Origin of the sequence: Polynucleobacter sp. AP-Nickl1-40-C4 (assembly GCF_035012665.1) — a bacterium.
Lineage (GTDB): Bacteria > Pseudomonadota > Gammaproteobacteria > Burkholderiales > Burkholderiaceae > Polynucleobacter.
This window is the reverse complement of the sequence record NZ_JAYGQR010000001.1, coordinates 320044-345951: the sequence shown is the minus strand read 5'-3', so window position 1 is coordinate 345951 and position 25908 is coordinate 320044. Positions and strand designations below refer to the sequence as shown.

The 25908-nt window shown below is 45.5% G+C and carries 23 protein-coding genes; 14 read left to right on the top strand and 9 right to left on the bottom strand.

Annotated features, from left to right (window positions below):
• Window positions 1–93: 93 nt before the first annotated feature.
• On the top strand, window positions 94–1362 hold the full coding sequence (gene oxlT, locus VC182_RS01605; RefSeq protein WP_216157457.1) for an oxalate/formate MFS antiporter: 1269 nt from the start codon (window positions 94–96) through the stop codon (window positions 1360–1362).
• Between the two features lie 100 nt (window positions 1363–1462).
• Here the strand turns inward: oxlT and ggt are convergent, their stop codons facing one another.
• Both ggt and VC182_RS01595 read right to left on the bottom strand, forming a co-directional pair.
• Entirely contained in the window at window positions 1463–3061 is a 1599-nt protein-coding gene (gene ggt, locus VC182_RS01600; protein ID WP_323484274.1) for a gamma-glutamyltransferase, read from the bottom strand.
• 70 nt (window positions 3062–3131) lie between these two features.
• Window positions 3132–3401 (bottom strand): GIY-YIG nuclease family protein, encoded by a 270-nt coding sequence (locus tag VC182_RS01595; RefSeq protein ID WP_216122157.1) that lies wholly within the window; start codon window positions 3399–3401, stop codon window positions 3132–3134.
• A gap of 91 nt (window positions 3402–3492) precedes the next feature.
• Between VC182_RS01595 and clpB the strand changes: the two genes are divergently transcribed.
• The gene (clpB, locus tag VC182_RS01590; protein WP_216122159.1) at window positions 3493–6096 is read left to right on the top strand and encodes an ATP-dependent chaperone ClpB; all 2604 of its coding nucleotides are present in this window, start codon (window positions 3493–3495) and stop codon (window positions 6094–6096) included.
• A gap of 62 nt (window positions 6097–6158) precedes the next feature.
• Window positions 6159–7391 carry an MFS transporter gene (locus VC182_RS01585; RefSeq protein ID WP_216122161.1) on the top strand — a complete coding sequence of 411 codons (1233 nt, stop codon included), beginning with the start codon at window positions 6159–6161 and terminating at the stop codon, window positions 7389–7391.
• On the opposite strand, the gene VC182_RS01580 is transcribed toward VC182_RS01585, so the two are convergent.
• Together VC182_RS01580 and VC182_RS01575 are read right to left on the bottom strand one after the other, a co-directional pair.
• Entirely contained in the window at window positions 7388–8107 is a 720-nt protein-coding gene (locus VC182_RS01580) for a 5-oxoprolinase subunit PxpA (protein ID WP_216157454.1), read from the bottom strand. The two genes, VC182_RS01585 and VC182_RS01580, sit on opposite strands and share 4 nt — an antisense overlap.
• On the bottom strand, window positions 8107–9849 hold the full coding sequence (locus VC182_RS01575) for a 5-oxoprolinase/urea amidolyase family protein (RefSeq protein ID WP_323484272.1): 1743 nt from the start codon (window positions 9847–9849) through the stop codon (window positions 8107–8109). The genes VC182_RS01580 and VC182_RS01575 overlap by 1 nt, the downstream gene beginning before the upstream one ends.
• A 151-nt stretch (window positions 9850–10000) precedes the next feature.
• On the opposite strand from VC182_RS01575, the gene VC182_RS01570 reads away from it, so the two are divergent.
• The 7 genes from VC182_RS01570 (at window position 10001) to VC182_RS01540 (ending at window position 16760) form a co-directional block, all read left to right on the top strand.
• Entirely contained in the window at window positions 10001–11218 is a 1218-nt protein-coding gene (locus VC182_RS01570) for an MFS transporter (RefSeq protein WP_216122232.1), read from the top strand.
• A 15-nt stretch (window positions 11219–11233) separates the two neighbouring features.
• Window positions 11234–12097 carry an amidohydrolase family protein gene (locus VC182_RS01565; RefSeq protein ID WP_323484271.1) on the top strand — a complete coding sequence of 288 codons (864 nt, stop codon included), beginning with the start codon at window positions 11234–11236 and terminating at the stop codon, window positions 12095–12097.
• A 291-nt stretch (window positions 12098–12388) separates the two neighbouring features.
• Window positions 12389–13687 carry an isocitrate lyase gene (aceA, locus tag VC182_RS01560; RefSeq protein WP_072583092.1) on the top strand — a complete coding sequence of 433 codons (1299 nt, stop codon included), beginning with the start codon at window positions 12389–12391 and terminating at the stop codon, window positions 13685–13687.
• Between the two features lie 114 nt (window positions 13688–13801).
• Window positions 13802–14242 carry an HIT family protein gene (locus tag VC182_RS01555; RefSeq protein WP_323484270.1) on the top strand — a complete coding sequence of 147 codons (441 nt, stop codon included), beginning with the start codon at window positions 13802–13804 and terminating at the stop codon, window positions 14240–14242.
• 7 nt (window positions 14243–14249) lie between these two features.
• Entirely contained in the window at window positions 14250–15035 is a 786-nt protein-coding gene (locus VC182_RS01550) for a substrate-binding domain-containing protein (protein ID WP_323484269.1), read from the top strand.
• Between the two features lie 19 nt (window positions 15036–15054).
• Complete coding sequence (locus tag VC182_RS01545) at window positions 15055–16017, top strand: tripartite tricarboxylate transporter substrate binding protein (RefSeq protein ID WP_323484268.1); 963 nt, start codon at window positions 15055–15057, stop codon at window positions 16015–16017.
• 353 nt (window positions 16018–16370) lie between these two features.
• Entirely contained in the window at window positions 16371–16760 is a 390-nt protein-coding gene (locus VC182_RS01540; RefSeq protein WP_323484267.1) for a hypothetical protein, read from the top strand.
• 48 nt (window positions 16761–16808) lie between these two features.
• Here the strand turns inward: VC182_RS01540 and VC182_RS01535 are convergent, their stop codons facing one another.
• Genes VC182_RS01535 through VC182_RS01515 form a run of 5 tightly spaced genes read right to left on the bottom strand, consistent with a single transcriptional unit; the run spans window position 16809 to window position 21149 of the window.
• Window positions 16809–17237, bottom strand: coding sequence for a DUF1841 family protein (locus VC182_RS01535; RefSeq protein WP_216122238.1), 429 nt, complete (start codon window positions 17235–17237; stop codon window positions 16809–16811).
• A complete protein-coding gene (gene nth, locus VC182_RS01530) occupies window positions 17230–17886 on the bottom strand; it encodes an endonuclease III (RefSeq protein ID WP_216122236.1) in 657 nt (218 codons plus the stop codon). Before nth ends, VC182_RS01535 begins: the two co-directional genes overlap by 8 nt.
• On the bottom strand, window positions 17886–18572 hold the full coding sequence (gene rsxB, locus VC182_RS01525) for an electron transport complex subunit RsxB (RefSeq protein WP_216122175.1): 687 nt from the start codon (window positions 18570–18572) through the stop codon (window positions 17886–17888). Before rsxB ends, nth begins: the two co-directional genes overlap by 1 nt.
• Before the next feature lie 54 nt (window positions 18573–18626).
• A complete protein-coding gene (locus tag VC182_RS01520) occupies window positions 18627–19907 on the bottom strand; it encodes a polyhydroxyalkanoate depolymerase (RefSeq protein WP_323484266.1) in 1281 nt (426 codons plus the stop codon).
• Between the two features lie 42 nt (window positions 19908–19949).
• On the bottom strand, window positions 19950–21149 hold the full coding sequence (locus VC182_RS01515; RefSeq protein WP_072583086.1) for an amino acid aminotransferase: 1200 nt from the start codon (window positions 21147–21149) through the stop codon (window positions 19950–19952).
• A 169-nt stretch (window positions 21150–21318) separates the two neighbouring features.
• On the opposite strand from VC182_RS01515, the gene uvrB reads away from it, so the two are divergent.
• The 4 genes from uvrB to iscU all read left to right on the top strand — a co-directional run bounded on the left by uvrB (window position 21319) and on the right by iscU (window position 25906).
• Window positions 21319–23472, top strand: a complete 2154-nt coding sequence (uvrB, locus tag VC182_RS01510) for an excinuclease ABC subunit UvrB (protein ID WP_416350561.1) — start codon at window positions 21319–21321, stop codon at window positions 23470–23472.
• A 151-nt stretch (window positions 23473–23623) separates the two neighbouring features.
• A complete protein-coding gene (locus VC182_RS01505) occupies window positions 23624–24193 on the top strand; it encodes a Fe-S cluster assembly transcription factor (RefSeq protein ID WP_323484264.1) in 570 nt (189 codons plus the stop codon).
• A gap of 28 nt (window positions 24194–24221) precedes the next feature.
• Window positions 24222–25481, top strand: a complete 1260-nt coding sequence (locus VC182_RS01500) for an IscS subfamily cysteine desulfurase (protein WP_374222778.1) — start codon at window positions 24222–24224, stop codon at window positions 25479–25481.
• 38 nt (window positions 25482–25519) lie between these two features.
• On the top strand, window positions 25520–25906 hold the full coding sequence (iscU, locus tag VC182_RS01495) for a Fe-S cluster assembly scaffold IscU (protein WP_072583083.1): 387 nt from the start codon (window positions 25520–25522) through the stop codon (window positions 25904–25906).
• Window positions 25907–25908: the final 2 nt, after the last annotated feature.

Below are 25908 nucleotides of genomic sequence, written 5' to 3'. Positions count from 1 at the left end.
GGAATTCCTTAGTAATTACCCGTAAATTTAGATCAAAATGCATTAACAAAAGCATTTTAGAAATTTTGATTAAACAAAGCTCAGGAGATTTACATGACAACAGCAGCATTGAGCACGGAAAGTACTAGTAGCAGCCCCCTAAAGTCGAAATGGGTGCAATTGGCTTTAGGCGTCATTTGTATGATGTCCATATCCAGCCCTCAATATGTGTGGGCTTTATTTACTAAGCCAATCATGGGTCAGCTCGGTGTTACTTTGACTGAGTTGCAAATTACATTTTCGATTTTGATTGTGTTGCAGACTTTCTTTTCACCGTTTCAGGGTTACTTAGTTGATAAGTTTGGCCCTCGCCTTTTGTTATCCATTGGTACTATTCTGACGGGTGCAAGCTGGGTTCTTTCGGCTAACCTGACTACTGTATCCCATCTTTACCTCACCTATGGTGTGTTAGGTGGCTTGGGTACCGGTATTGTTTACATCGGCGTTGTTGGCTTGATGGTTCGTTGGTTCCCAAACAATCGAGGATTTGCAGTAGGTATGGTTGCTGCAGGTTATGGCATCGGTGCATTGCTGACGACTTTCCCAATCGCCACTAGCTTGACTGAGACAGGGATTCAGGGCACGTTGACATTCTTTGGTTACATCATTGGCGCTGTTGGACTATTGGCTGCTCAAGGCATTCGTGTGCCGCACGCTGATCGTGTGCAAACGGCTGATCAAAAAGAGGCTGCTGCATCGGGAGTTGCACCAAAGGTAATGTTAAAGACACCGGTTTTTTGGCTTATGTTTTTAATGATGTCCATGATGTCTACATCAGGTTTGATGGTTATCTCCCAAATGGGCGCATTTGCAAAAGACTTTGGTATTACATCGACCATGGTTTTTGGTATGGCTGCCTTACCTTTGGCCTTAACAATTGACCGCGTTACCAATGGTTTAACTCGACCAATATTTGGCTGGGTATCTGATCGTATCGGCCGTGAATACACCATGACGATTGCTTTTGGTTTAGAAGCGGTCGCTATGTTTGCTTGGGTAATGACACGCTCAGATCCCGTCATGTTCGTATTGCTCTCAGGTATTGTGTTCTTTGGTTGGGGTGAGATTTTCTCCTTATTCCCATCTACTTTGACTGATACTTTTGGCCAAAAGCATGCCACTACAAACTATGGTTTCCTTTACATGGCTCAAGGCGTTGGCTCTATTGTTGGCGCACCAGTTGCAGCCTACATTCATGGTGTTACAGAAAGCTGGATACCAGTATTTGGCATCATGATCGTATTGGATGCTACTGCGGCTATCCTGGCATTCTTCGTACTACGCCCAATGCGTGCTAAGTATTTGAAGACCTGTGCTGCATAAGTGCTAACTCAGTGGTGATTTGAAATTCGAAGATAGAAAAAGGCTACCAAGTTTGGTAGCCTTTTTTAATGCCATCTAATTGTTACTGAATTGAGACCTATTAGAATGAGCTCACAGCCCCATCACTTCTAGGATCCCATCCACCTTGTAGCGTACCCGATGGATCGCGAATGATACAACCCGCATGACCAACGGTTTCGTCAAATGCATCGAGCATTTCAATTTCATGACCTAAAGCGTGAAGTTCTTTAGCTACCCATGGACTAAAGCGCGACTCTAATTTAAGGCTATCACTGGTTTGCCCCCAGGTCCGTCCAAGCAACCAGCGTGGACGACTGATAGCATCCTGTGGATCAAGACCATAAGTTGCTGTTCGAGTAAATACTGCGCACTGGGTTTGTGGTTGACCATCTCCACCCATCGTTCCATAAACCATTGAGCGACCATCTTTAAATAAAGCCATCGCTGGGTTAAGAGTATGAAAAGGCTTGCGATGCGGCTTAAGGTGATTGAGTGTATTTGGGTCAAGAGAAAAGCTGCAACCACGGTTTTGCCAGTTGACACCTGAGGTAGGAAGCACAATGCCTGCGCCAAACTCATGATAGATGCTTTGAATGAAAGAAACACAATTGCCGTCGCCATCAATCACACCCATCCAAATAGTATCTGCAGGACCTTTACCCTGACCCCAAGGGAGCGCTTTTTCTGGATCAATATTCTTGGCTAACTTTTTCAGGAATGCGGGTGATAAGAAAGATTGCGCATTCTTTGTCATATAGGCAGGATCAGTTACAAATTGATCGCGTACTTTAAATGCTTGTTTGGTAGCCTCAACACAATGATGAACGTACTCGGCGCTATCAACCTTAAAGCGTTTTAAGTTCAACTGGTCCAAGATGCCAATAATCATCAATGAGACAACGCCTTGTGTGGGCGGCGTCATGTTGTAGACATTACCCATGCTATGTTTGAGCTCTAGAGGGTCTATGAGTTTTGCCTTATGACGGTGTAGATCGTCTAACCTCAGTGGACTGCCTAACTCAGCGAGTTCTTTTGCTAGTGATTGAGCTAGTTCGCCGCGGTAATAGTCATCCGTACCTTTTTTGGCAATCTGACGTAAGGTTTTAGCAAGACGCTCTTGCTTAAAGATGCTGCCAACAGCGGGCGCTTTGCCATTTGCTAAAAAAGTCTCTGCAAAGCCTGGAATGGGACTCAGTTCTTGACGCTTCTTTTCTGTGAGGCTTGATTGGCTGAAAGTAACGGGTGTGCCAGCTTCTGCATAGTGAATCGCATCAGCTAATAGGCGTGAAAGCGGTAGTTTGCCGCCTAACCCTTGTTTCGAGAGTTGGTGCGCTGCGCCCCAGCCAGAGATAGTTCCAGCAACGGTATTCGCTGCTACTGCACCACGAAATGGAATGGCCTTAGTGATACCACGTTCTGCGTACCACAGCTTTGTCGCCAAACCAGCAGCCGCTCCACAAGCATCAATTCCACCCATGGCCTTTCCAGGAGAATGAACTACCCAGAAAGAGTCACCGCCTATGGAGTTCATATGAGGGTAGACCACTGCAATAGTTGCAGCAGCAGCTACCATTGCTTCTAAGGCGTTGCCACCTTCTCGTAAAACAGCTAAAGCAGATTCTGATGCTAGAGAATGTGGCGCTACCGCCATTCCTCTGGTTCCCCATTTTGGTTGCATGATTGTTGTCCGGTTAAATAATTGGTTTTGTTATAGCTATATTGTATTGCTGGCTCATAGATTGCTCTGACTAACTGTGCCCAGTTTTGGTGGTGATCTCAGTCTCAAAAAAGGCTAGCTTTTCAGACCTTGGTAAACGCTTTAAGCGGAGCTCTGCTTTAGAGGCTTCAGAACGGTCAGGGTGCTTTTGTGTTGCTAAGAGGACAACTGGTCCGCGCGATCTTGTATAGCGAGCGCCTTGCCCTGAGTTATGGGCCTCTAAGCGATGTTCTAAGCGGTTAGTAATGCCGGCATAGTAGGTGCCATCTGAGCATTCAAGGAGGTAAACAAGCCAGGTCAAAATAGGGAAAATTAGGGTTAAAAGTGCGGTAGATGCTTGAAATTATTAATATTGCCCTTATATTCTATAGATAGATAGACGGAGCTCAAAAATGAGAATAGATAAATTAACAACCAAATTTCAAGAGGCCTTAAGTGAGGCCCAAAGTATCGCTTTAGCCAAAGATAACCAATATATTGAGCCTGCCCACTTGTTGCTGGCCATGTTGCGTGATTCCGATGGTGGCGCCAAGAGTTTATTGACTCGAGCAGGAGTCAATGTCCCTAGCCTTGAAAAAGGCGTAGAGAAAATCATCAGCAATCTCCCCGAAGTGCAAGGAACTAGTGGAGAAGTGCAGGTGGGCCGTGATTTAAGTAATTGGCTCAACCTATGTGAAAAAGAAGCCAATAAACGCAATGATCAATTTATTGCAGGCGAATTGTTTTTGCTTGTGGTGGCTGATGACAAGGGCGAGCTCGGTAAAGTGGCTCGTGAAAATGGATTAAATCGCAAATCGTTAGAAGCGGCTATTGATTTAGTGCGCGGAGGAGAATCAGTGAATAGTGCAGATGCTGAAGGCCAACGTGAAGCCTTAAAGAAATACACAGTGGATTTAACTGAGCGCGCTCGTATGGGCAAGCTTGATCCAGTCATTGGGCGTGACGATGAGATTCGTCGCACCATTCAGATCTTGCAACGTCGCGGTAAGAATAACCCTGTACTCATCGGTGAACCTGGTGTGGGCAAGACTGCCATCGTTGAGGGCTTAGCGCAGCGCATCGTTAATGGTGAAGTGCCTGAGACTCTGAAAAATAAGCGTGTCCTAGTCTTGGATATGGCCTTACTTCTAGCTGGCGCTAAGTACCGCGGTGAGTTCGAAGAGCGCTTGAAAGCAGTTCTCAGTGATGTCGCTAAAGATGAAGGTCAAACAATCATCTTTATTGATGAAATTCATACGATGGTAGGCGCTGGTAAGGGTGATGGTGCAATGGATGCTGGAAATATGCTCAAGCCTGCCTTGGCCCGCGGTGAATTACATTGCATTGGTGCAACTACCTTAGACGAATATCGTAAGTACATCGAAAAAGATCCAGCGTTGGAACGTCGTTTCCAAAAAGTGATGGTGGAGGAGCCTACCGTAGAGGCAACTATTGCCATCTTGCGAGGCCTTAAAGAGCGCTATGAACTACATCATGGCATCGAAATTACTGATCCAGCGATTGTTGCGGCTGCTGAGTTATCGCATCGCTACATTACGGATCGTTTCTTGCCAGATAAGGCGATCGACCTGATTGACGAAGCGGGTTCGCGTATTCGGATGGAGATTGATTCTAAGCCTGAAGTGATGGATAGGCTGGAGCGTCGTCTGATTCAATTAAAGATTGAGCGCGAAGCGGTTAAGAAGGAGAAGGACGATGCTTCGCAAAAACGCCTAGGTCTCATTGAGGATGAAATTAAACGTCTGGGTGCTGAGTATGCTGATTTAGAAGAGGTTTGGAAAGCAGAGAAGGGCGCTGTATTAGGCGCAGCTCAGCTGAAAGAGGAAATTGAAAAAGTAAGGGTAGATATTGCAAAGTTACAACGCGATGGCAAGTTAGAGAAGGTTGCTGAATTGCAATATGGCAAGCTCCCCGAACTCGAAGCAAAACTGAAGTCTGCCGCAGCTGCCGAAGCTAAGGGTGACAAAGATGGCGTATTGAAAAACAAGTTACTTCGCACTCAAGTTGGCGCAGAAGAAATTGCTGAAGTGGTTTCTCGTGCGACAGGTATTCCAGTTTCGAAGATGATGCAGGGTGAGCGCGATAAGTTACTCAAGATGGAAGAGCTATTGCATAAGCGTGTAGTTGGTCAAGAAGAGGCCATTCGAGCAGTATCGGATGCTATTCGTCGTTCCCGTGCTGGCTTGGCTGAAGAGAATCGTCCTTATGGATCCTTCTTATTCCTTGGGCCTACCGGTGTTGGTAAGACTGAGCTCTGCAAAGCTCTGGCGGGCTTCTTGTTTGATAGCGAAGATCACCTCATTCGTATTGATATGAGTGAGTTTATGGAGAAGCATAGCGTGGCCCGTTTAATTGGCGCGCCTCCAGGTTATGTTGGTTACGAAGAGGGTGGTTATTTAACCGAGCAAGTTCGCCGTCATCCATATAGCGTGATCTTGTTTGATGAAATTGAGAAGGCTCACCCAGATGTATTTAATGTGCTCTTGCAGGTATTGGATGATGGTCGTCTAACTGATGGTCAAGGTCGTACCGTAGACTTTAAAAACACTGTCATCGTAATGACTAGTAATATTGGATCACATTTGATTCAGTCGATGGTTGATAAGAAGCAAGCAGAGATTAAAGAGGCAGTATTCGAAGAACTAAAGAATCATTTCCGTCCTGAGTTCTTAAATCGTATTGACGAAATCGTAGTGTTCCATGGTTTGGATAAAGGCAATATCGCCAATATTGCGAAGATCTTGCTGAAGAACTTGTCAGATCGTTTGGCAAAAGTGGATATGCAACTTGAGGTCAGTGATGCCGCCTTGAATAAGATTGCTGAGGTGGGCTTTGATCCAGTCTTTGGAGCAAGGCCTCTGAAGCGGGCGATTCAGCAGCATATTGAGAACCCAGTCTCCAAGATGATTTTGGAAGGTAAGTTCGGACCCATGGATGTGGTACCTGTCGATGTAGATAAATCAGGTGAGTTTAGCTTTAGCCGTCAGGTTCATTAAGTAGTCCTAAGTAGCAAATACGTAGTTCAGCAGGAATATTCCTGCCCTAGTAAACTCGGTACATGACTGTTGCGCTTAGTAGGCGTGCCAGTGATGTCCGGGTTATTAGTCTCATTAGCCTAGCTCACGGCAGCTCTCATTTCTTTCATTTAATCCTTCCTCCCATGTTCCCATGGTTGAAGGACGCTTTTTCCCTTAGTTATGCTGAGCTTGGCATGCTCATGTCAATATTCTTTGTAGTCTCTTGCATTGTGCAGGCTGCCTCCGGATTTTTGGTGGATCGTATCGGCGCAAGACCCGTACTGTTTGCTGGGCTTGCTTTGCTAGCGCTTGCAGCACTTACCTATTCACAAAGCACTAGTTATGCCATGTTGATTTTGGGTGCGGTAATTGCTGGTTGCGGTAATGGTATTTTTCATCCAGTTGATTACACGCTCATTAATCACAAAGTATCGCCACCCAATCTTCCTTATGCCTATTCAATGCATGGAGTGACTGGATATTTAGGGTGGGCTGCTGCACCCACCTTTATGGTTGGGATTGCAGAGTTATCTGATTGGCGCATTGCCTTCTTATCTGCAGCGCTATTAGAGGTTTGTATCCTAGTGATTCTTTGGATGAATAAAAGCTATTTACTGGATAACGTCAAAGAGCGTCATGAAAATAGTTATGCAAGCGCTCAGGTTGCTAGGCTTGGCGTAGCACCTGAGAGTACATTCGCATTTCTGAAGCTCACTGGGGTTTGGTTATGCTGGATTTTCTTTTTCTTCAGCATGGCTTCTACTTCTAGCCTGCAATCATTTGCCCCTAGCGCGCTCTTTAAGCTTTACGAGATACCTTTAGATGTGGGAAGTTATTTCATTACCCTGCTGGCATTAGGAAGTGCTGGAGGAGTTTTATTTGGTGGATATTTAGCAGCCAAGTTGCAAGCTCCTGAGCGTATTGTGAGTTCTTGCTTATCTATTACCGTAGCTATGTGTTTATTACTTGCTACTGGACTACTTTCCGCACAGATCATTCCCTATGTATTTTTTGCGCTGGGATTTGGATATGGTGTCGTAGCGCCTTCTCGAGATCTCATGGTGAAGCAGGCAACCCCTAAGGGAGTGGCGGGTCGCGTTTATGGGATTGTCTATTCAGGAATTGATTTAGGAGCAGCGGTTGGCCCATTTATCTTTGGCTTCTTTATGGACGCCGGTCTTCCTAAGGCCTTGTTTATTGGAATTGCCCTATTCCAATTGATGATCATTCCTACCGTCTTTAAGGTGTCATCGAGCACACAGAGTAGAGTCTAAGAGAGTGCCGCTTTAATTTTTTTAGCAAATTCAATGGCATGTGGGTTATCCCCATGAATGCAGAGCGTATCCGCTTGAATTGAAACTTCACTACCGTCGATCGCTATCACTTTTCCAGTTTGTGACATTCCCAATACCTGCTTGAGTGCCGCCGATTCATCTTCAATCATTGCGCCCACTTGGCCGCGTGGCACCAAAAACCCTTCTTTTGAGTATCTGCGATCCGCAAATACTTCCTGCCACACGGGAATATCGAGTTCATTAGCAGCATCAACTAAACAACTTCCCGCTAATCCATACAAAATGACATCGTTACCAAGATCTTTCACCGCTCTAGCAACTCCTCGGGCAAGTTTCATATCCCTTGCGGCTTGGTTATATAAAGCGCCGTGTGGTTTCACGTGATGCAGTTTTTTGCCTACCGCTTGAACAAATGCTTGCAAGGCACCTGCTTGATACAATACATAGTTATAGGCATCTTGTTCGGAGATAGCCATTTCTCGTCTGCCAAATCCTTCTAAATCAGGAAGGCCGGGATGTGCGCCAATATGAACCTTTTTTTGCGTTGCGAGTCCAACTAATTTTTTCATACGGGCGGGATCACCAGCATGCCAGCCGCAGGCGATATTGGTGGAGGTAATGTAGTCAAGCAAGAGGGCATCATTGCCCATTTCCCAAGCTCCGAATCCTTCGCCCATATCACTATTTATATCCATCACGCTTTTCCAGTAGTTTGAATCATGGTTTGAATTGAGTGCATCGTTGCATCTTGTAACTTTAATGCTTCTGCATTGATGCGATCCGCCTCTTCAAGATCAATTGGCATCAATTGAATTTTATTACCTGGCTTCAGTTGCGCCAACTTCACAAGATCTGCGCGAATAACTTCTGCGAGGCGCGGGTATCCTCCCGTAGTTTGATGTTCTGCCAACATGACGATTGGCTCTTGAGATGGCGGAAATTGCACAGTTCCGAATGTGATTGCTTGAGAGGGGATATGAGGTAAATCTTTTTTAAGTTTGAAGTTACTTTGTAAGCGCACACCCATACGGTTACTTTGATTGCTCACAGTCCAAATGGTAGACCAAAATAATTCTCGGTCTTTTTCTGGTAAAAAAGATATGTGAGGCCCTGCTAAGCAATTGATGTGCGTTACGGAGTTTGCAGGGTGGAAAGGTGATCTCACATGCCATTTTGGGAAGCATGGCAACAGACTAGATTTATAAAGGGACTTTAGGAATGGTGAGCTCAGAGGTGCTTTGACATCGGAAAGCAAAAGTACATCACCTTTTTCTAAGCGCTTCGGACCGATATCAGCACTGATGTGAGAGCCTGCCCGACCTAAAATTTTAGGAAGCTCAAGACCTCCCCCAATAGCCAGCACTACTCTAAAACCCAAATTGAATGAAGAAAATTTGAGGGTATTTCCCTTTGCCAACCATACTGGCCGATTGCCTGGAATACGTTGGCCATCCACAATACCTTCGCAGGAGGCGCCAACCCAAGCTACACAGCACGCTTCGTGGAAAAGCAGTGTGGGTCCGGTAGAGGTCATTTCAATGGCGGCAGTTTCTGGTGAATTGCCAACCATTGCATTCGCTAGATGAAGCGAATCAAGGTCACACGCGCCCCCGGGTCCCACGGCCCAGTGAGATAAATTTTCACGAGGATTATCTTGAATGGTACTGAATGTCCCAGCCTGCAATACTTCAATACTGGCATTGCCTTCATCGGGTTTCGGTGCGCGAAGAATTTCAGATGAGGGTTGATTTTGATCTAGCTGTTTAAATTCATCTAAGGAGATTTCATGAATTTCCATTTGATCGCCCGCCATAAATAATCCTGGCGGATTTTTTTGAATATCAAACAATGTATTGGGCGATCTGCCGATGATATTCCAGCCACCCGGTGTAGTACGCGGATATATGGCTGTTTGTAGTTCTGCAATCGCAACGCTTCCTTTGGGCACTGATGGTCTAGGAGAGCTGAGTCGGGGTAGACGCAATTTCGGATTCAGCCCGCTGAAATAGGTAAAGCCGGGCATGAATCCAAGAATGTCAGCGGTGTAGAGGCTATCTTTGTGTATGCTGATGACCTCTTCAGTAGTTAGCTTACAAGCCTTGGCGATTGTCATTAAATCCAAAGCTACATCAGGGTGATAGCAAACCTGAATACGATGCGTAGTACTTAGCTCTGACTGAATCCTTTTTTGCTTGAGGAATTTCTCCCCCAGCTTTTCTAATTCATCAATAGCGCGCCTGCGAACGACGCTGGGGTTATCTGAGGAGTACTTCAGTTGCACAATCAAAGACTCTAGTCCGGGGATAATTTCGCCTGCCCATTCTGGCTTATTCGCAAAAAGGAGCTTACTGATTCCATGGATCTCACTTAAAGGATTCGGTGATTTCGAAAAATCTGCCAAAACACTGTGATCGCCAATTAGTGTGCAATGCATCATGAAAAGATATTAAGGGTTTTCTCTAGTTTGCCCTGTGGGCGCAATATTTGAGTTATAAAGATGCTACTCATTCAATAATTTAAAGCCTAAAAATAAAGGAGACAAAGTGAGTCAACAAACAGATACTAGTCTGACCGGTTTTTATAAAGTCATGAACCCTAAAGAGAAAAAAACCTTTTGGGGTTGTTTCTTGGGCTGGGCTTTGGACGGCATGGATTTCATGATTTACCCTCTGGTGATTGGCACCATTATTGCAGTATGGCAGGTGGACCGCGGAATGGCTGGTCTTGCTGTGACGGGTACGCTCTTGGCATCCGCATTTGGGGGCTGGTTTGCTGGTTACTTAGCTGATCGTATAGGTCGCGTTAGAACTTTGCAGTTCACTATTCTTTGGTTTTCTAGCTTTAGTTTGATCTGTGCATTTACCCAAGACTTCAATCAATTGATGGTTGCACGCGCATTACTTGGCTTTGGCTTTGGTGGTGAGTGGGCTGCTGGTGCGGTGTTAATGGGTGAAACGATTCGTGCAGAATATCGTGGCCGTGCAGTGGGTACCGTCCAATCTGCCTGGGCAATTGGTTGGGGTGCTGCAGTACTCTTACAAGCGATTATGTTTAGCCTGCTTCCGCCTGATATGGCTTGGCGTGCAATGTTCGTAGCTGGCTTCTTCCCTGCTGTTCTTTTGTTATACATTCGTCGCCATGTCGAAGAGCCAACAATTGCTAAGCTTGCTCGTGAAAAAGTAGTAGCAGCAGGCCAATCACCCTCCATTCTAGAAATCTTTAAACCTGGTTTATTGAAGACTACGATTTGGGCTTCATTACTCACGATGGGTGCACAAGGTGGTTACTATGCAATTACCACTTGGGTTCCTACATTCCTCAAGACGGAGCGTAAATTGACGGTAGTTGGCTCTACTGGTTATTTAGCATTTCTTATTGCGGGTAGTTTTATAGGCTACTTGGTTGGCGCGTGGATGGCTGACCGATTTGGCCGTCGGAAATTATTTATCACCTTTTCAATTGGCGCGATTGTCTTGGTTCTGGCATATACCCAGCTAGAAATCACAAATGAAATGATGATGTGGCTTGGCTTCCCATTGGGATTCTTTGCTAGTGGATATTTTTCCGGTATGGGCGCTTTCTTGACAGAGTTATTTCCAACTCGCTTACGTGGATCCGGACAAGGCTTTTGCTATAACTTTGGTCGCGGAATTGGCGCTTTATTTCCAGCCTTAGTGGGATATTTTTCAGCGCAATATGGATTGGCAATGGCAATTGCTATTTTTGCTGTCATTGCTTACGGAGTTTTCTTGATCGCTGCTATTGTGCTTCCGGAAACACGTGGTCGCGAGTTACAAGCAAACTAAATAAAGATCCTAACGTTGGAAAAAGATATTCCGTTTTGCCCAGGGCCGCCTGAACATCAAGGCGGTCCTTTTCCTTTTGTGATGCCTAAAGGTGCGGTCGATACACACGCCCATGTGATAAGCGCTGCCAGTCTCGTTCCTGGCCGCTCTTACACTGCGCCAGAAGCAACGGGTGAGCAATATATAGAAATGCTCGATGAGGTGGGTATGACCTATGGTGTTTTGATTCAGGTCAGCGTCAATGGGCAAGACAATGAGCCCATGCTAAGAGTGTTAGACCAACACCCCAAGCGGTTGCGGGGAGTAGCGGTCCCATTGCTTGGGCAGCCCAATGCTTACTATCAAAATATGAAAGATAGGGGTGTAGTAGGAATTCGAGTCAACGTCATGTTTGCTGGTGGTGGTCTAGATCTATCAAACCTAGAAGAATGCGATGCGCTTGCTCGAGACTGGGGATGGCATATTCAGTTCTTATTAGATGCAAATGATTTGCCCGCTCTGATGCCGCGCATGCAAAAGATGAAATCTACTTTAGTCATTGATCACATGGGTTTCCTGAAAACTTCAGTCGGCGTTCATTCCCCTGGGTTTATGGCATTGGTGGAATTGGTGCGCGAGCGAGCTTGGGTAAAAGTATCGGGTGCTTATCGCTTGAGTGAAAAATACCCCGGCTATCATAATGTGGTTCCTTATGCAAAGGCATTGATTGAGGCTGCGCCCAATCGCTGTATTTGGGGATCGGATTGGCCGCATGTTGCAACGTGGGGGAATATGCCTACCATTGCACAATTATTGGATTGTTTCGCTTTATATGCTCCTAATGAGGCAATTCGTAAGCAAATCTTGTGCGACAACCCTCAGCGTCTATACGGGTTTTAATTACCCATACCTAGCACTTTCTTTTTCATAATATGAAACTTCATTACGCTGCGTAAAATCCAGCGCAACATCTAGCCCTATATTCCATTCCAAGAAGTGAATAAATATTCCACATAGTAAAAATATATATATAAGTTATTGAATTTAAATAACTAAATATTTTGAAAAATATCTTAAATTCCTCTTGCCTGCTTTTTTGAACTGTCTAAACTCTTATATAAGACATAAGACTGAACTCAGTCTTAAGAGTCCTCAAATTTAGAAGTACTTGTTTAACTTAGGGAGAAAAACATGGCAGATCGCAAAGCAGAAATCGCAGCACTACAAAAAGACTGGGATACCAATCCACGCTGGAAAGGTATTACTCGTGGCTATACGGCTGAGGACGTAGTGCGTCTTCGCGGTTCATTGAAAATTGAGCACACTTTAGCTAAGCATGGCGCTGAGCGTCTTTGGGAATTAGTAAATAACGAAGCTTACGTTAACTGTTTAGGTGCTTTGACTGGTGGTCAAGCAATGCAACAAGTTAAAGCTGGTGTACAAGCTATTTACTTGTCAGGCTGGCAAGTAGCTGCTGACGGTAACTCTTACGCAGCGATGTACCCAGACCAATCTTTATATCCAGTAGATTCAGTTCCTAAGATGGTTGAGCGTATTAATAACTCATTCCAACGCGCTGATGAAATTCAAACAGCTAAAGGTATCAACAAAGGTGATGCAGGTTACATTGAGTATTTCGCTCCAATCGTTGCCGATGCTGAAGCTGGTTTCGGTGGTGTATTGAATGCATTTGAGTTGAGCAAAGCATTGATCAAGCAGGGCGCTGCTGGCGTTCACTTTGAAGATCAATTGTCTTCTGTTAAGAAGTGTGGACACTTGGGTGGCAAAGTATTGTTACCTACTGCCGAGTCAGTCCAGAAGTTGATTTCTGCACGTTTGGCTGCTGACGTGATGGGTGTTTCTACTATCATCTTGGCCCGTACCGATGCTGAAGCTGCTGACTTGTTGACATCTGACTATGATGCAAATGACAAGCCATTCTTGACAGGCGAGCGCACTCCAGAAGGTTTCTACAAAACACGTAAAGGCTTGGATCAAGCGATCTCACGTGGTTTGGCTTACGCTGCTTACGCTGATATGGTTTGGTGTGAAACTGGTACACCTGACCTGGAATTTGCTCGTCAGTTTGCTGAAGCAATTCGTGCGAAGTTCCCAGGCAAGATGTTGGCTTACAACTGCTCACCATCTTTCAACTGGAAGAAAAACTTAGACGACGCAACCATTGCTAAATTCCAACGTGAATTAGGTGCAATGGGTTACAAGTATCAGTTCATCACATTGGCTGGTATCCACTCTATGTGGTACAACATGTTCGACTTGGCTCAAGACTACATGCAGCGCGGTATGACTGCATACATCGAGAAGGTACAGGAGCCAGAATTTGCTGCTCGTGACCGTGGATACACATTCGTTTCACATCAGCAAGAAGTAGGTACTGGTTACTTCGACGATGTAACTACCGTGATTCAAGGCGGTAAGTCTTCTGTAACAGCATTGACTGGTTCTACTGAAGAAGAGCAGTTCCATTAAGCCTTAATAGATCCCTAAGTAGTCAGTAGTAAGCAGTAATACATCAATACTGCCTCGGCACCTAAATGACCCCACAAGGGTGACTTGGGTGCCGTTTTCGTTTACATTCTTCCCATGACCAATTGCGTACTCTGTAAAGACGAACTTAAGCCCGAAGAGGGGCAGCTGATTTGGCGCGGAGATGACTGCCGTGTCATTTTGGTAAACGACCCTGATCTACCTGGTTTTTGTAGAGTGATTTGGAATCGACACATAGCTGAAATGACCGATCTTGGCCATGGAGAGCGAGATCATCTGATGGCTTTGGTGTTTGCTGTGGAAGAAGCTATTCGCCACGTCATGCATCCGGATAAGGTCAATATCGCCGCTCTAGGCAATATGGTTCCTCATATTCATTGGCATATCATCCCTAGATTTAAAGATGATGCATTCTTCCCGGGTTCTGCTTGGTCTCAGAAAACCCAAGAAACACAACCGACTGTATTGGATGCTAGAAGAAGTAAAGCCCAAGAACTGCCTATAGCCATTAAGGCTGCAATTGCTAATCTATCTTAAAGATTTAATGCGTAAGTTATTTTTTGTTTCTTTAATACTTGTAACCAATGTATTGTCGGTTGGTTTTGTCCATGCAGATGAGATTCGGGTTATTACTTCAGGCGCATTTGCGGAAGCGTTGAAAGACTTGGTCCCTGAGTATGAAAAGCAATCGCCAAACAAGGTAATTATTTCGTATGGCTCATCCATGGGGGCTGCACCAGATTCCATTCCCTCTAGATTGGCCAAGGGTGAGCAATTTGATGTGCTTATTTTGGCTGCACCTGCCTTAGATGGGTTTATTAAAAACGGCGTAGTTCAATCAGGGACTAGGGTAGATCTGGTGGAATCGGTCATGGGTGCAGTAGTAAAGGCTGGCGCACCAAAGCCAGATATCAGCACTATGAGCGGGCTTAAAGCTGCCTTGTTAAACGCTAAATCAGTTGCCTATTCAGCAAGCGCTAGCGGCGTTTATTTATCGACAGAGCTTTTCCCAAAAATGGGTATTTCTGAGCAGATGGATAAAACTGCAAGAAAAATATATAGCGAAAGAGTTGCTTCAGTTGTAGCTAGAGGAGATGCGGACTTGGGCTTTCAGCAAGTAAGTGAGCTACTCCCCATTCCTGGCGTTGACTTTATAGGTGAGCTACCGCAAGAAGCTCAAAAGACAGTGCTATTCTCTGCGGGCATTACAAGTAACACGCAAAATTTAGATGCATCAAAAGATCTCATAGTATTTTTAGCATCAACAAAAGCAGTTGATACCATTCAAAAAGCAGGATTAAAGCCAGTATTGCCAGCAATACCTTGGTAGGATAAAAGGGACCATAGAAATGAAGTGTTTTACAAAAGCCGTTCTGATTACATTCTTATCTTTAGCATTTGGACCGGCGTTTGCTGCTGACCCTTGGCCCAATCACCCGATTAAATTTGTTGTTGGGTTTGGTCCTGGTGGTGCTAACGATACGGTTGCAAGAGTGGTTGCTGAAGCGGCTTCAAAGCAATTGGGTCAACCCATCATTGTTGAGAATAAGCCAGGGGCTGGCTCTGTATTGGGCGCAGACTTTGTAGCAAAGAGTGCGCCAGATGGTTACACCTTCTTTGTTAGTGCCGGTGGCATTGTTACTAACCCCATGATTAAGTCTTCTATGCCATATAAGGAGGGCGACTTAGTTCCGGTGGGTTTGTTAACAATCAGCCCCTCTATTATTGTTGTTTCAGCAGACTCCAAAATCAATAATATGAAGGATCTGCTCGTGCTGGCCAAAGATCCCAAGGGGCTTAACTTCTCGACTGCTGGCACTGGGAGTACTCCACACTTCGTAGCGGAGATGTTGAAAGTAAAAGCAGGCGGTAAATATGAAATCATTCCTTATAAGAGTGGCTCCGAAGGAATGGTGGCTGTTATCTCCAATCAAGTTGACGCAACCTCAGAGGCAAGCGTTGTAGTAATTCCGCAAATCCAAGGCGGCAAATTAAAAGCAATTGCTTCCACTTGGAATAAAAGAATTGCTGCTCTGCCTGATGTTCCAACAACTAAGGAGCAGGGGCATCCTGAAGTTTTCATTGGTCACTGGGCAGGGGTCTTTGCGCCCAAAGGCACACCTGATGCTATCTTGGAGAAAATGAATCAGGCGATTAATGCGGGCCTTAAGACTGCAGCTGTTCAGAGCCGCTTAACACCTCAAGGTATTGAGCCATCACCCGGAACGAGAGCCTCGTTTACTAAATTCCTCGCAGATGAGAAAGCAAGGCTAGAGCCAATAGTGAAGCGCGCCAATATGAAGGAGGATTAGGCCAATTTCTTGAGAGTTTCGAGACATCTTTCAGGATTTGGTAGTAGATCAGTACGTTACGTTTTCCATAGTGCCTGGGAAAAGTCTGCCTTTAGCTAATGGGGGCATTCAAGTAAAGCGTTCTTAGTTCATCTAAGGCAACAATAGCGATTTGATGGCTCCATCAAATTCGCCTCCGAAGATAAATTTCTTATTCCATATGTCTGATAGCGAACATGAAATTTATTCATTAAGGAATACGCTTAAATCTTGCATTGCTTAAAGAGCAAGCTGTAAGTGCATTATTTAATTAATGAATTAAACCCCATCTTTGATTTTTATTAAGTTTTGGGGTTTCACAAAAAGGAATTGATATGAATATTCTTCAAAAAATTGGACTTGTGTCTTTATTTAGTATTGCCTTAGCCGCATGCGTTCCAATGTCTGCTGGTCAAAGCATCGTTAAATCCAATAATGGCATTTTAGTTAGCACCAGCAATATGACCCTGTATACCTTTGATAAGGATCAAGCGGGATCGGGCAAATCAACCTGCAATGGGGATTGCACTATTAACTGGCCTCCATTATTGGTTGATAAAAATGCCACATCTTATGGTGACTACTCAATTATTACGCGTGATGACGGTAAACAGCAGTTTGCCTACAAAGGTAAGCCCTTGTATTTCTTCAGTTTGGACAAAAAGCCCGACGATCGCAATGGTGATAACTATTTAAATGGTGCCTGGCATATCGTTCAGATGTAATGCGCTGGAATTTTTGAAAGCTGCCCTTGGGCGGCTTTCATCTCACCTTTACTTTCCCAGATTTTTCAAAGCCTCTAAATACTTCTCGGGACTGAGGGGTTGTCCTTCACGCTGTGCTTCCCACATCACTTGCCCTAGGCATTCCATCATTACGTGCTGGGCCTCATGCATTGAACCCAACTTCAGAGATAGCTTGTCTGCAATCTCTTTAATGCCTGGTGGTTGATTGATCGAGATCTGCTCACTAATCGAAAGATGCATCGACAAATGCAAGAAGGGGTTGGTTTCGCCACGTTCCGGCGTGTAGTCCTGAGCAAGAGCGCTCTCTGGATCCTTGAGTAAGTCGTGGTATTCGGGATGCTCAACCATCCAATCGCTTGCGAGCGTCTCCATGGGATCAAGAATATGATTCTCGATCCTCTTTTTCCAGGTGTCACAGAAAAAGCGACGCACTTCTTCACGGGTTGGATTAAATATCGCCACGAACTTTTCCTTTACCAGTTTTTTGTTTAAAGCCGCATAGTGGTTCTACTATGCATTGTGCACAATCTGGGTTGCGCGCCTTGCAGGTATATCGACCATGCAGAATTAGCCAGTGATGAGCATCTAGTAGGTATTCTTTTGGCACGCGCTTGAGTAATTGCTCTTCCACTTTCACTACATCTTTGCCGGGCGCCAGCCCTGTTCGGTTAGATACTCTAAAGATGTGCGTATCCACCGCAATCGTAGGTTGCCCAAAGGCGGTATTCAGAATGACATTCGCAGTCTTTCTGCCAACACCAGGTAGAGCCTCTAATTCTTCGCGAGTCTGCGGAACTTCACCACCATGTTTCTCTAGGAGCAGTCGGCATGTTTCTTGAATATGTTTACCTTTGGAATTGAATAATCCGATATGCTGAATAAAGGGTCTAACACCATCTTCACCAAGATCTAAAAGGGCTTGTGGGGTATTGGCAATCTTATAAAGCTTGCGCGTTCCCTTATTAACTGAGACATCAGTTGCTTGTGCCGATAGTAGTACCGCAATTAACAACTCAAATGGCGAGCTATATTCCAGCTCAGTTTCTGGTTTGGGATTGTTGGCTTTGAGCTGCTCAAAAAAAGCACGACGCTTTTCTAGATTCATCATTTCTTTTGTTGGGCTCGTGCAATGGCGGCTGCAATGATGGCACGCTTACGTTCTTGCTCTTTAAGCTCATCTGCTGATGATGGGCTTTCAGCATTAACTGCTGCTAATTTGCTTGCCGCTTTTTTGGCTAAGCGATCATCATTATCTTTTTGCTCTCTATCGAGTCGTTGTTCACGATCGTGGTAACGCTTGCGGGAAACATCTGCCAACTCTTGGGACCAAGCATCCCAACCAGTTTGATTGCCCGTTACATCAATCATGCTAATGCAATCAACTGGACACGGCGGAATGCAGAGGTCACATCCAGTGCACCACTCAGTCAACACCACATGCATTTGCTTGGAAGCTCCAACGATCGCATCAACAGGACAAGCCTGAATACATAGTGTGCAGCCAATGCACTTTTGTGGATCTATGAATGCAACAGGCCTGGGGCGCTCAGCTCCACACTCCGGATCAATGACGGGATGTAGCTCAAAGGCATCTTGAGGGTAGATGGGTATTAGAACCTTGCTCAAGCGCTCAATACCCTCAATCCCACCAGGTGGGCAGCGATTTGGGAGCGCATCTCCAGAGGCCATTGCCTCGGCATAGCCACGACAGTCTGGGTAGCCGCATTTAGTACATTGGGTTTGCGGAAGAATATCCTCAAGTTGGTCGATGAGGTTATTTGCTTGGCTCATGGGAAAGGCCTGTTGAATTCTTCTTAAAATTAAAGGCCCCGAAGAGCCCTTAATTTATGCAGACTTGGTAGTCCGTGTAGCAGTTTTCTTCGTATTCTGATGTTCGCGAATGAACGTCTTAATCTTTGGGTAAACCTTTTCACGCCAACGACGACCAGCAAAGATGCCGTAGTGACCAGCACCAGCAACTTCATAGTGGTCTTTGCTATCTTTTGGAATGCCGGCACATAAGGCATGAGCTGAACGTGTTTGACCACTTCCAGAGATGTCATCAAGCTCACCTTCAATGGTGAGGAGGGCAGTCTTTTTAATATCTTGTGGTTTTACAAGCTCACCAGAAACTTCCCAAGTGCCGTTTGGCAATGAGTAGTCTTGGAAAACAGTCTTAATAGTGTCGAGGTAGAACTTAGAGTCCAAATCCAATACCGCGTTGTATTCATCGTAGAAACGGATGTGTGATTCCGCATCTTGTTCGTCGCCACGCACTAAGTTTTGGAAGTAATCCCAATGAGATTGCAAATGGTTTTGCGGGTTCATGGCGATAAAGCCAGTGTGCTGCAAGAAGCCTGGGTAAACTTTACGGCCAGCGCCTGGATAGTTAGGCGGAACGCTATAAATCACATGGCTTTCGAACCACTCGAATGATTTTTGATCTGCAAGGTTATTTACTGCAGTCGGTGACTTGCGTGCATCAATTGGGCCGCCCATCATGATCATAGAGGCTGGCGTTGCTTCGCCGGCAGAGGCCATCAATGAGATTGCGCCCAAAGTTGGAACGGTGGGTTGGCAAACAGAGATCACATGTAAATCTTTGGCGCCAATGGTGCGAATGAATTCTTGTACGTAATGAACATAGTCATCAAGACCAAATTCACCATCTTCTACCGGTACCAAACGAGCATCGATCCAATCGGTGATGTAAACCTTATGGTCTTGCAAGAGGGTGCGTACTGTGTCGCGAAGCAAAGTGGAGTGGTGTCCAGATAATGGAGCTACCACCAATACTGTTGGATCTTCTTTGAGTTTCTTGATAACTTCTACATCATCAGAGAAGCGCTTGAAGCGTACCAAGTTACAGAATGGCTTTGCAACTGCAGTTCTTTCATGAATGGCAACTTCTTTGCCATGGGCCATGACTGAACGAATACCAAATTCCGGCTTCTTGTAATTCTTACCTAAGCGATAGAGGAGTTCATAACTAGCAGCCAATCGATCCGATCCCGGAACCTTAGAGGCGGGATTTGAGGCATTGATAAAAGCTTCTGAAGCAGCGCGTGCCCAAGAACTAACTGGTTGAAGTAAGGCTTTTTGAAACTCATGTAACTGATATAGCATGGTACCTCCGGTAATTCAGTGTATCCGCTTATTACGCTTTAATTAAGCCAATACGCGGGCGATTGCTTTGGCCACTTTATCAATATTTTTGGTATTGAGGGCTGCAACACAAATGCGTCCAGTAGAGAGAGCATAAATACCATCCTCTTTCTGTAAGCGATCAACTTGCTCAGCTGTTAAGCCTGAGTAAGAAAACATGCCACGTTGCTTCTCGATAAAAGCAAAATCTTGCTTTACACCAGCAGCAGCGAGTTTTTCAACCAAGCCATGACGCATTGCTTTAATACGGTCACGCATTTCTGCCAACTCATCTTCCCAGAGCTTACGTAATTCTGGTGAATTCAAAACAGCAGCAGCAATTGCAGCGCCGTGAGTTGGGGGATTGGAATAGTTAGTGCGAATGACGCGCTTCAATTGTGAAAGTACGCGAGTAGATTCATCTTTGCTTTGTGTGACGATAGACAATGCACCAACACGCTCACCGTAGAGTGAGAATGATTTGGAGAAAGAGCTTGATACAAAGAAAGACATCCCTGAATCAGCAAAGAGGCGAACTGCAATACCGTCTTTCTCAATCCCATCAGCAAAGCCTTGGTAGGCCATATCCAAGAAGGGGATGAGACCTTTGTTCTTGCAGATATCAATCACTTGGCGCCATTGCGCTTCTGTAATATCTGCACCAGTAGGGTTGTGGCAGCAAGCGTGCAACAACACGGTCGTGTTCTTTGGGAAAGACTCTAAGGACTTCACCATACCGTCAAAATCTACGCCACGAGTTTTGCCGTCAAAGTAGGTGTACTCGACAACATCAAAACCAGCAGATTCAAAAATGCCGCGATGGTTTTCCCAGGTTGGGTTGCTAATCGCGCAAGGCGCATTGAGGTTCAGGCGCTTAATGAAATCCGCACCAACGCGCAATGCACCGGTTCCACCAAGGCATTCGGCTGTGACAACGCGACCGTCTTTAATGAGTGCGGAGTCAGCGCCAAACAATAAATTTTGCACTGCACTGTTATATGGGTTTGGTCCTTCGATTGGAATGTAGCTACGTGGCGAGTGCTTTGCAACAATCGCCTCTTCAGCTTTAATCACCGCCTTAAGAAGTGGAACTTTGCCTTCGTCTGTGTAATACACGCCAACACCTAAATTCACTTTGTCAGCACGTTGGTCTGCAACGTAGGCTTCTGTAAGGCCAAAAATAGGATCTTTAGGGGCTAGCTGGACTGAGGCAAACAGGGTCATTTGAGTTTGAAAGTGGTAGTTAGGGGGTGATTAAGGATGGTTTTGTTTGTTGTTGACGTTATATTCAGTTTAATTGTCGGTTTTTGAAGCCAGAATCAACTATTTCCTAAGAAAAACGGCAAAATCATTGTTTGTACAAAATTCGCTGTGAATAACTCTCACAGGTGAAATGATAGCCGAGATGCCCCCTAAGTTGCCCAAAACTGGTCTAAATGTTGAAGTAAAAGAAGTGCAAAAAACCCCTGTGGCAGATCCCTTGGGTGAGGCGGGTCACGACCTCGATCCGGCCAAGTTTGTAAGCTTCCCAGACTCCCCCTATCAGCTCTATCAGCCATTTCCGCCTGCTGGAGACCAGCCCCAGGCCATTGACGCCCTGGTTGAGGGTATTGAAGATGGTCTGACGTTTCAGACACTCTTGGGCGTTACAGGGTCCGGAAAGACCTTCACGATGGCGAATGTCATCGCCAGAACCGGCCGTCCTGCCATCATTTTTGCCCCGAATAAGACCCTAGCTGCCCAGCTTTACAGTGAATTTAGGGAGTTTTTCCCGAGAAACGCCGTTGAGTACTTCGTCAGCTATTACGACTACTACCAGCCAGAGGCTTATGTACCTCAACGCGACCTCTTTATTGAAAAAGATTCCTCTATTAACGAGCACATCGAACAGATGCGTTTGTCTGCAACCAAGAGTTTATTAGAGCGTCGAGACGTCATTATTGTTGCGACCGTATCTGCAATTTACGGCATTGGTAATCCTGGTGACTATCACAGTATGGTGATGACATTGCGTCCTGGCGACAAGATGAGTCAGCGTGATATTTTGATGCGCCTCATTGCGATGCAATACGACCGCAACGAAACGGATTTCAAGCGCGGTGTATTTCGAGTGCGTGGCGACACAATTGATATTTTCCCGGCTGAACATAATGAGTTAGCAGTAAGGGTGGAGTTGTTTGATGATGTCGTGGAGAGTTTGCAATTCTTTGATCCCCTCACTGGCAAGATTCGTCAAAAGATTCCACGCTTCACTGTTTACCCAAGTTCTCATTACGTTACACCTCGCGATACTGTTTTGAAAGCAATTGAAACTATCAAAACAGAGTTGCGCACGCGCTTAGATGAGTTTGTGAAGGATGGCAAACTGGTCGAGGCACAACGTCTCGAGCAACGTACTCGTTTTGATTTAGAGATGCTCAATGAGTTGGGTTTCTGTAAAGGTATTGAGAACTATTCTCGCCACCTGTCTGGTGCCGCTCCGGGCGATGCCCCGCCGACGCTAGTCGACTATTTGCCGAATGATGCCTTGATGTTCTTGGATGAAAGCCATGTCTTAATTGGGCAGCTTAATGCAATGTATAACGGAGATAAATCTCGTAAACATACTTTGGTGGAATTTGGTTTCCGTTTGCCTTCGGCAATGGATAACCGCCCACTCAAATTTACTGAGTTTGAAACCAAAATGCGTCAAACTATTTTCGTTTCTGCAACACCGGCTGATTATGAGAAAACGCATCAAGGACAAGTTGTCGAGCAAGTGGCTAGACCAACTGGTTTAGTCGATCCAGAAATTGAAGTGTTGCCAGCAAGTACACAGGTTGATGATTTGTTAGATCAAATTCATGCACGCGTCAAAGTGCATGAGCGAGTTCTAGTTACTGTATTGACTAAACGTATGGCTGAGCAATTAACGGACTATCTTTCTGATAATGGTGTAAAGGTGAGGTATGTTCACTCAGACATCGATACAGTTGAGCGAGTAGAAATTTTGCGTGACTTACGTTTGGGCGTCTTCGACGTACTGGTCGGTATTAATTTATTACGCGAAGGCTTGGATATTCCTGAGGTATCTCTTGTAGCCATTTTGGATGCCGATAAAGAAGGCTTCTTACGTTCAGAACGCAGCCTGATACAGACCATAGGCCGTGCTGCTCGTAACGTTCGTGGCAAAGCCATTTTGTACGCCGATCGGATTACCGACTCCATGAAACGCGCAATGGGCGAGACCGAAAGACGGCGAACCAAGCAAATTGCCTTCAATAAGCTTCATGGGATTGAGCCTAAGGGCGTCAAAAAGCGCATTAAGGACATTATTGATGGCGTCTATGACATCAAAGAGAAGCGTCAGGAGATGCAGGTTGAGCAGGAGCGGGCTCATTATGAAGATATGGGTGAGAAGGACTTGGCGGCTGAAATTAAGCGCCTAGAGAAGCAAATGAACGCTGAAGCCAAGAATTTGGAGTTTGAAAAGGCTGCCAGCACCAGGGATAGACTCACTAAGGTTAAAGAAATGGCTTTTGGGGCCAGATCTAGGGACTCTGTCTAAAGATTCGGCGGCCAATTCCTGGCTTCCATTGAGGTTTTTTGGGATAATTCCCGAGCAATTTGATAGGGAATATGGTAAAGTTGAGTGGAATGGTCGGGTATTACCCGCCCGACTGTTAGCTGTCCATAACAATCCATTACCAAGGTGACATATGAGACTTACAACCAAAGGTCGTTTTGCAGTAACCGCAATGATTGATTTAGCCCTGCGTGAAACGCATGGTCCCGTAACTTTGGCCGGAATTAGCCAGAGACAAAAGATATCCCTTTCTTACCTCGAGCAATTGTTCGGCAAATTACGCCGTTTCAATATCGTGGAGAGCACACGTGGTCCTGGTGGTGGATACACCCTGGCGCGACCATCCTCTGAAGTGAGCGTTGCTGACATCATTGTCGCAGTCGATGAGCCTCTCGATGCGACTCAATGTGGCGGCAAAGGCAACTGTCATACCGATGAAGAAAATCATGGACGCTGTATGACTCATGATCTCTGGAGTAATCTCAACTCCAAAATGGTTGAGTACCTCAGTTCTGTGAGCTTAAAAGATTTAGTTCAGCAACAAGAAGGTCGCGGTATTGTCATTCAAGACATGCGCCAAAAGAAAATTAAGGTTGAAAGCACTAAGGCAGATAAACCTGCCCCAGCCCTTGCAGCTAAAAAAGAAGCACCCCCTAAAGCGCCATTAGTCAATTCCGTATTCAATTTGGCTCGCCAAAGTTAATAACGTATTACCTACCGATAAATAAACCATGAACGCACCACAAGACCTTCCGAAGCAACCGGTTCCAATGTTTAGCCCTAAGCACTTCCCGGTGTATATGGATTATTCAGCTACAACGCCGATTGATCCGCGCGTGGTCGACAAAATGTTGCCTTATTTGCGTGAGCAGTTTGGTAATGCCGCTTCCCGCAGTCATGCTTATGGCTGGGCTGCAGAAGAAGCTGTTGAGTGGGCGCGTTCAGAAGTTGCTCAGTTGGTACATGCTGATCCAAGAGAGATTGTCTTTACTAGCGGTGCCACTGAAAGTATTAACTTGGCATTAAAAGGCGCGGCGCATTTTTACAAAGATCGCGGTAATCACATCATCACTGTTAAGACCGAGCACAAGGCAACTCTAGATACTTGTCGCGAGCTTGAGCGCGAAGGTTTTGAAGTGACTTATTTAGATGTATTGCCTAATGGCCTGATTGATTTTGCGCAGCTTGAAGCTGCCATGAAGCCGGGCACGATTTTAGCTTCAGTGATGTATGTCAATAATGAAATCGGTGTTGTGCAAGATATTCCTGCAATTGGTGAGTTGTGCCGTTCACGTGGAGTGATTTTTCATGTGGATGCAGCGCAAGCGACTGGCAAAGTAGATATTGATCTAGAAAAGATCAAAGTGGATTTGATGAGCTTTTCTGCGCACAAGACCTATGGCCCTAAAGGTATTGGCGCTTTGTTTGTGCGTCGTAAGCCACGTATTCGTATTGAGGCGCAGATTCATGGCGGTGGTCATGAGCGCGGTATGCGTTCTGGAACTCTTGCAGTTCACCAGATCGTAGGCATGGGTGAGGCTTTCCGCATTGCTCGTGTTGAGATGATTGAAGAGAACAAGCGTATTCGTGGACTGCGTGACCGCTTACTCAATGGTTTGAAAGATATTGAAGAAGTCTATGTCAACGGCGACATGGATGATCGTGTTCCACATAACCTCAACATTAGCTTTAACTATGTTGAAGGCGAGTCTATGTTGATGGCGCTAAAAGATTTAGCGATCTCCTCTGGTTCAGCTTGTACCTCAGCATCGTTAGAGCCTTCTTATGTATTGCGTGCGCTGGGTCGCAACGATGAGTTGGCGCATAGTTCCATTCGCTTTACCTTGGGCCGCTTTACGACCGAAGAAGAAGTGGACTTCACTATCAAGTTGGTAAAAGAAAAGATTGCCAAGTTGCGTGAGTTATCCCCGCTCTGGGAAATGTATAAAGACGGAATTGATATCAGCACGATTCAATGGGCTGCACACTAAAAGATATTTAAAGATAAAGAAATTAAAGAGGAAATACCATGGCATATAGCGAAAAGGTCATCGACCACTACGAAAATCCCCGCAACGTTGGCTCATTTGAAAAGGGCGACGAGAGTGTAGGTACTGGTATGGTTGGGGCTCCAGCCTGTGGCGACGTAATGAAATTACAGATTCGTGTGAACGATCAAGGCGTGATTGAAGATGCCAAGTTCAAGACTTATGGTTGCGGTTCAGCGATTGCTTCTTCTTCCCTAGTAACCGAATGGGTTAAGGGTAAGACTTTGGATCAAGCGCTAGAGATCAAGAATTCACTCATCGCTGAAGAGTTGGCTTTGCCCCCTGTAAAGATTCACTGCTCTATCTTGGCTGAAGATGCCATCAAGGCAGCAGTAGCGGATTACAAAGAAAAGCACCCAGCGAAATAAGC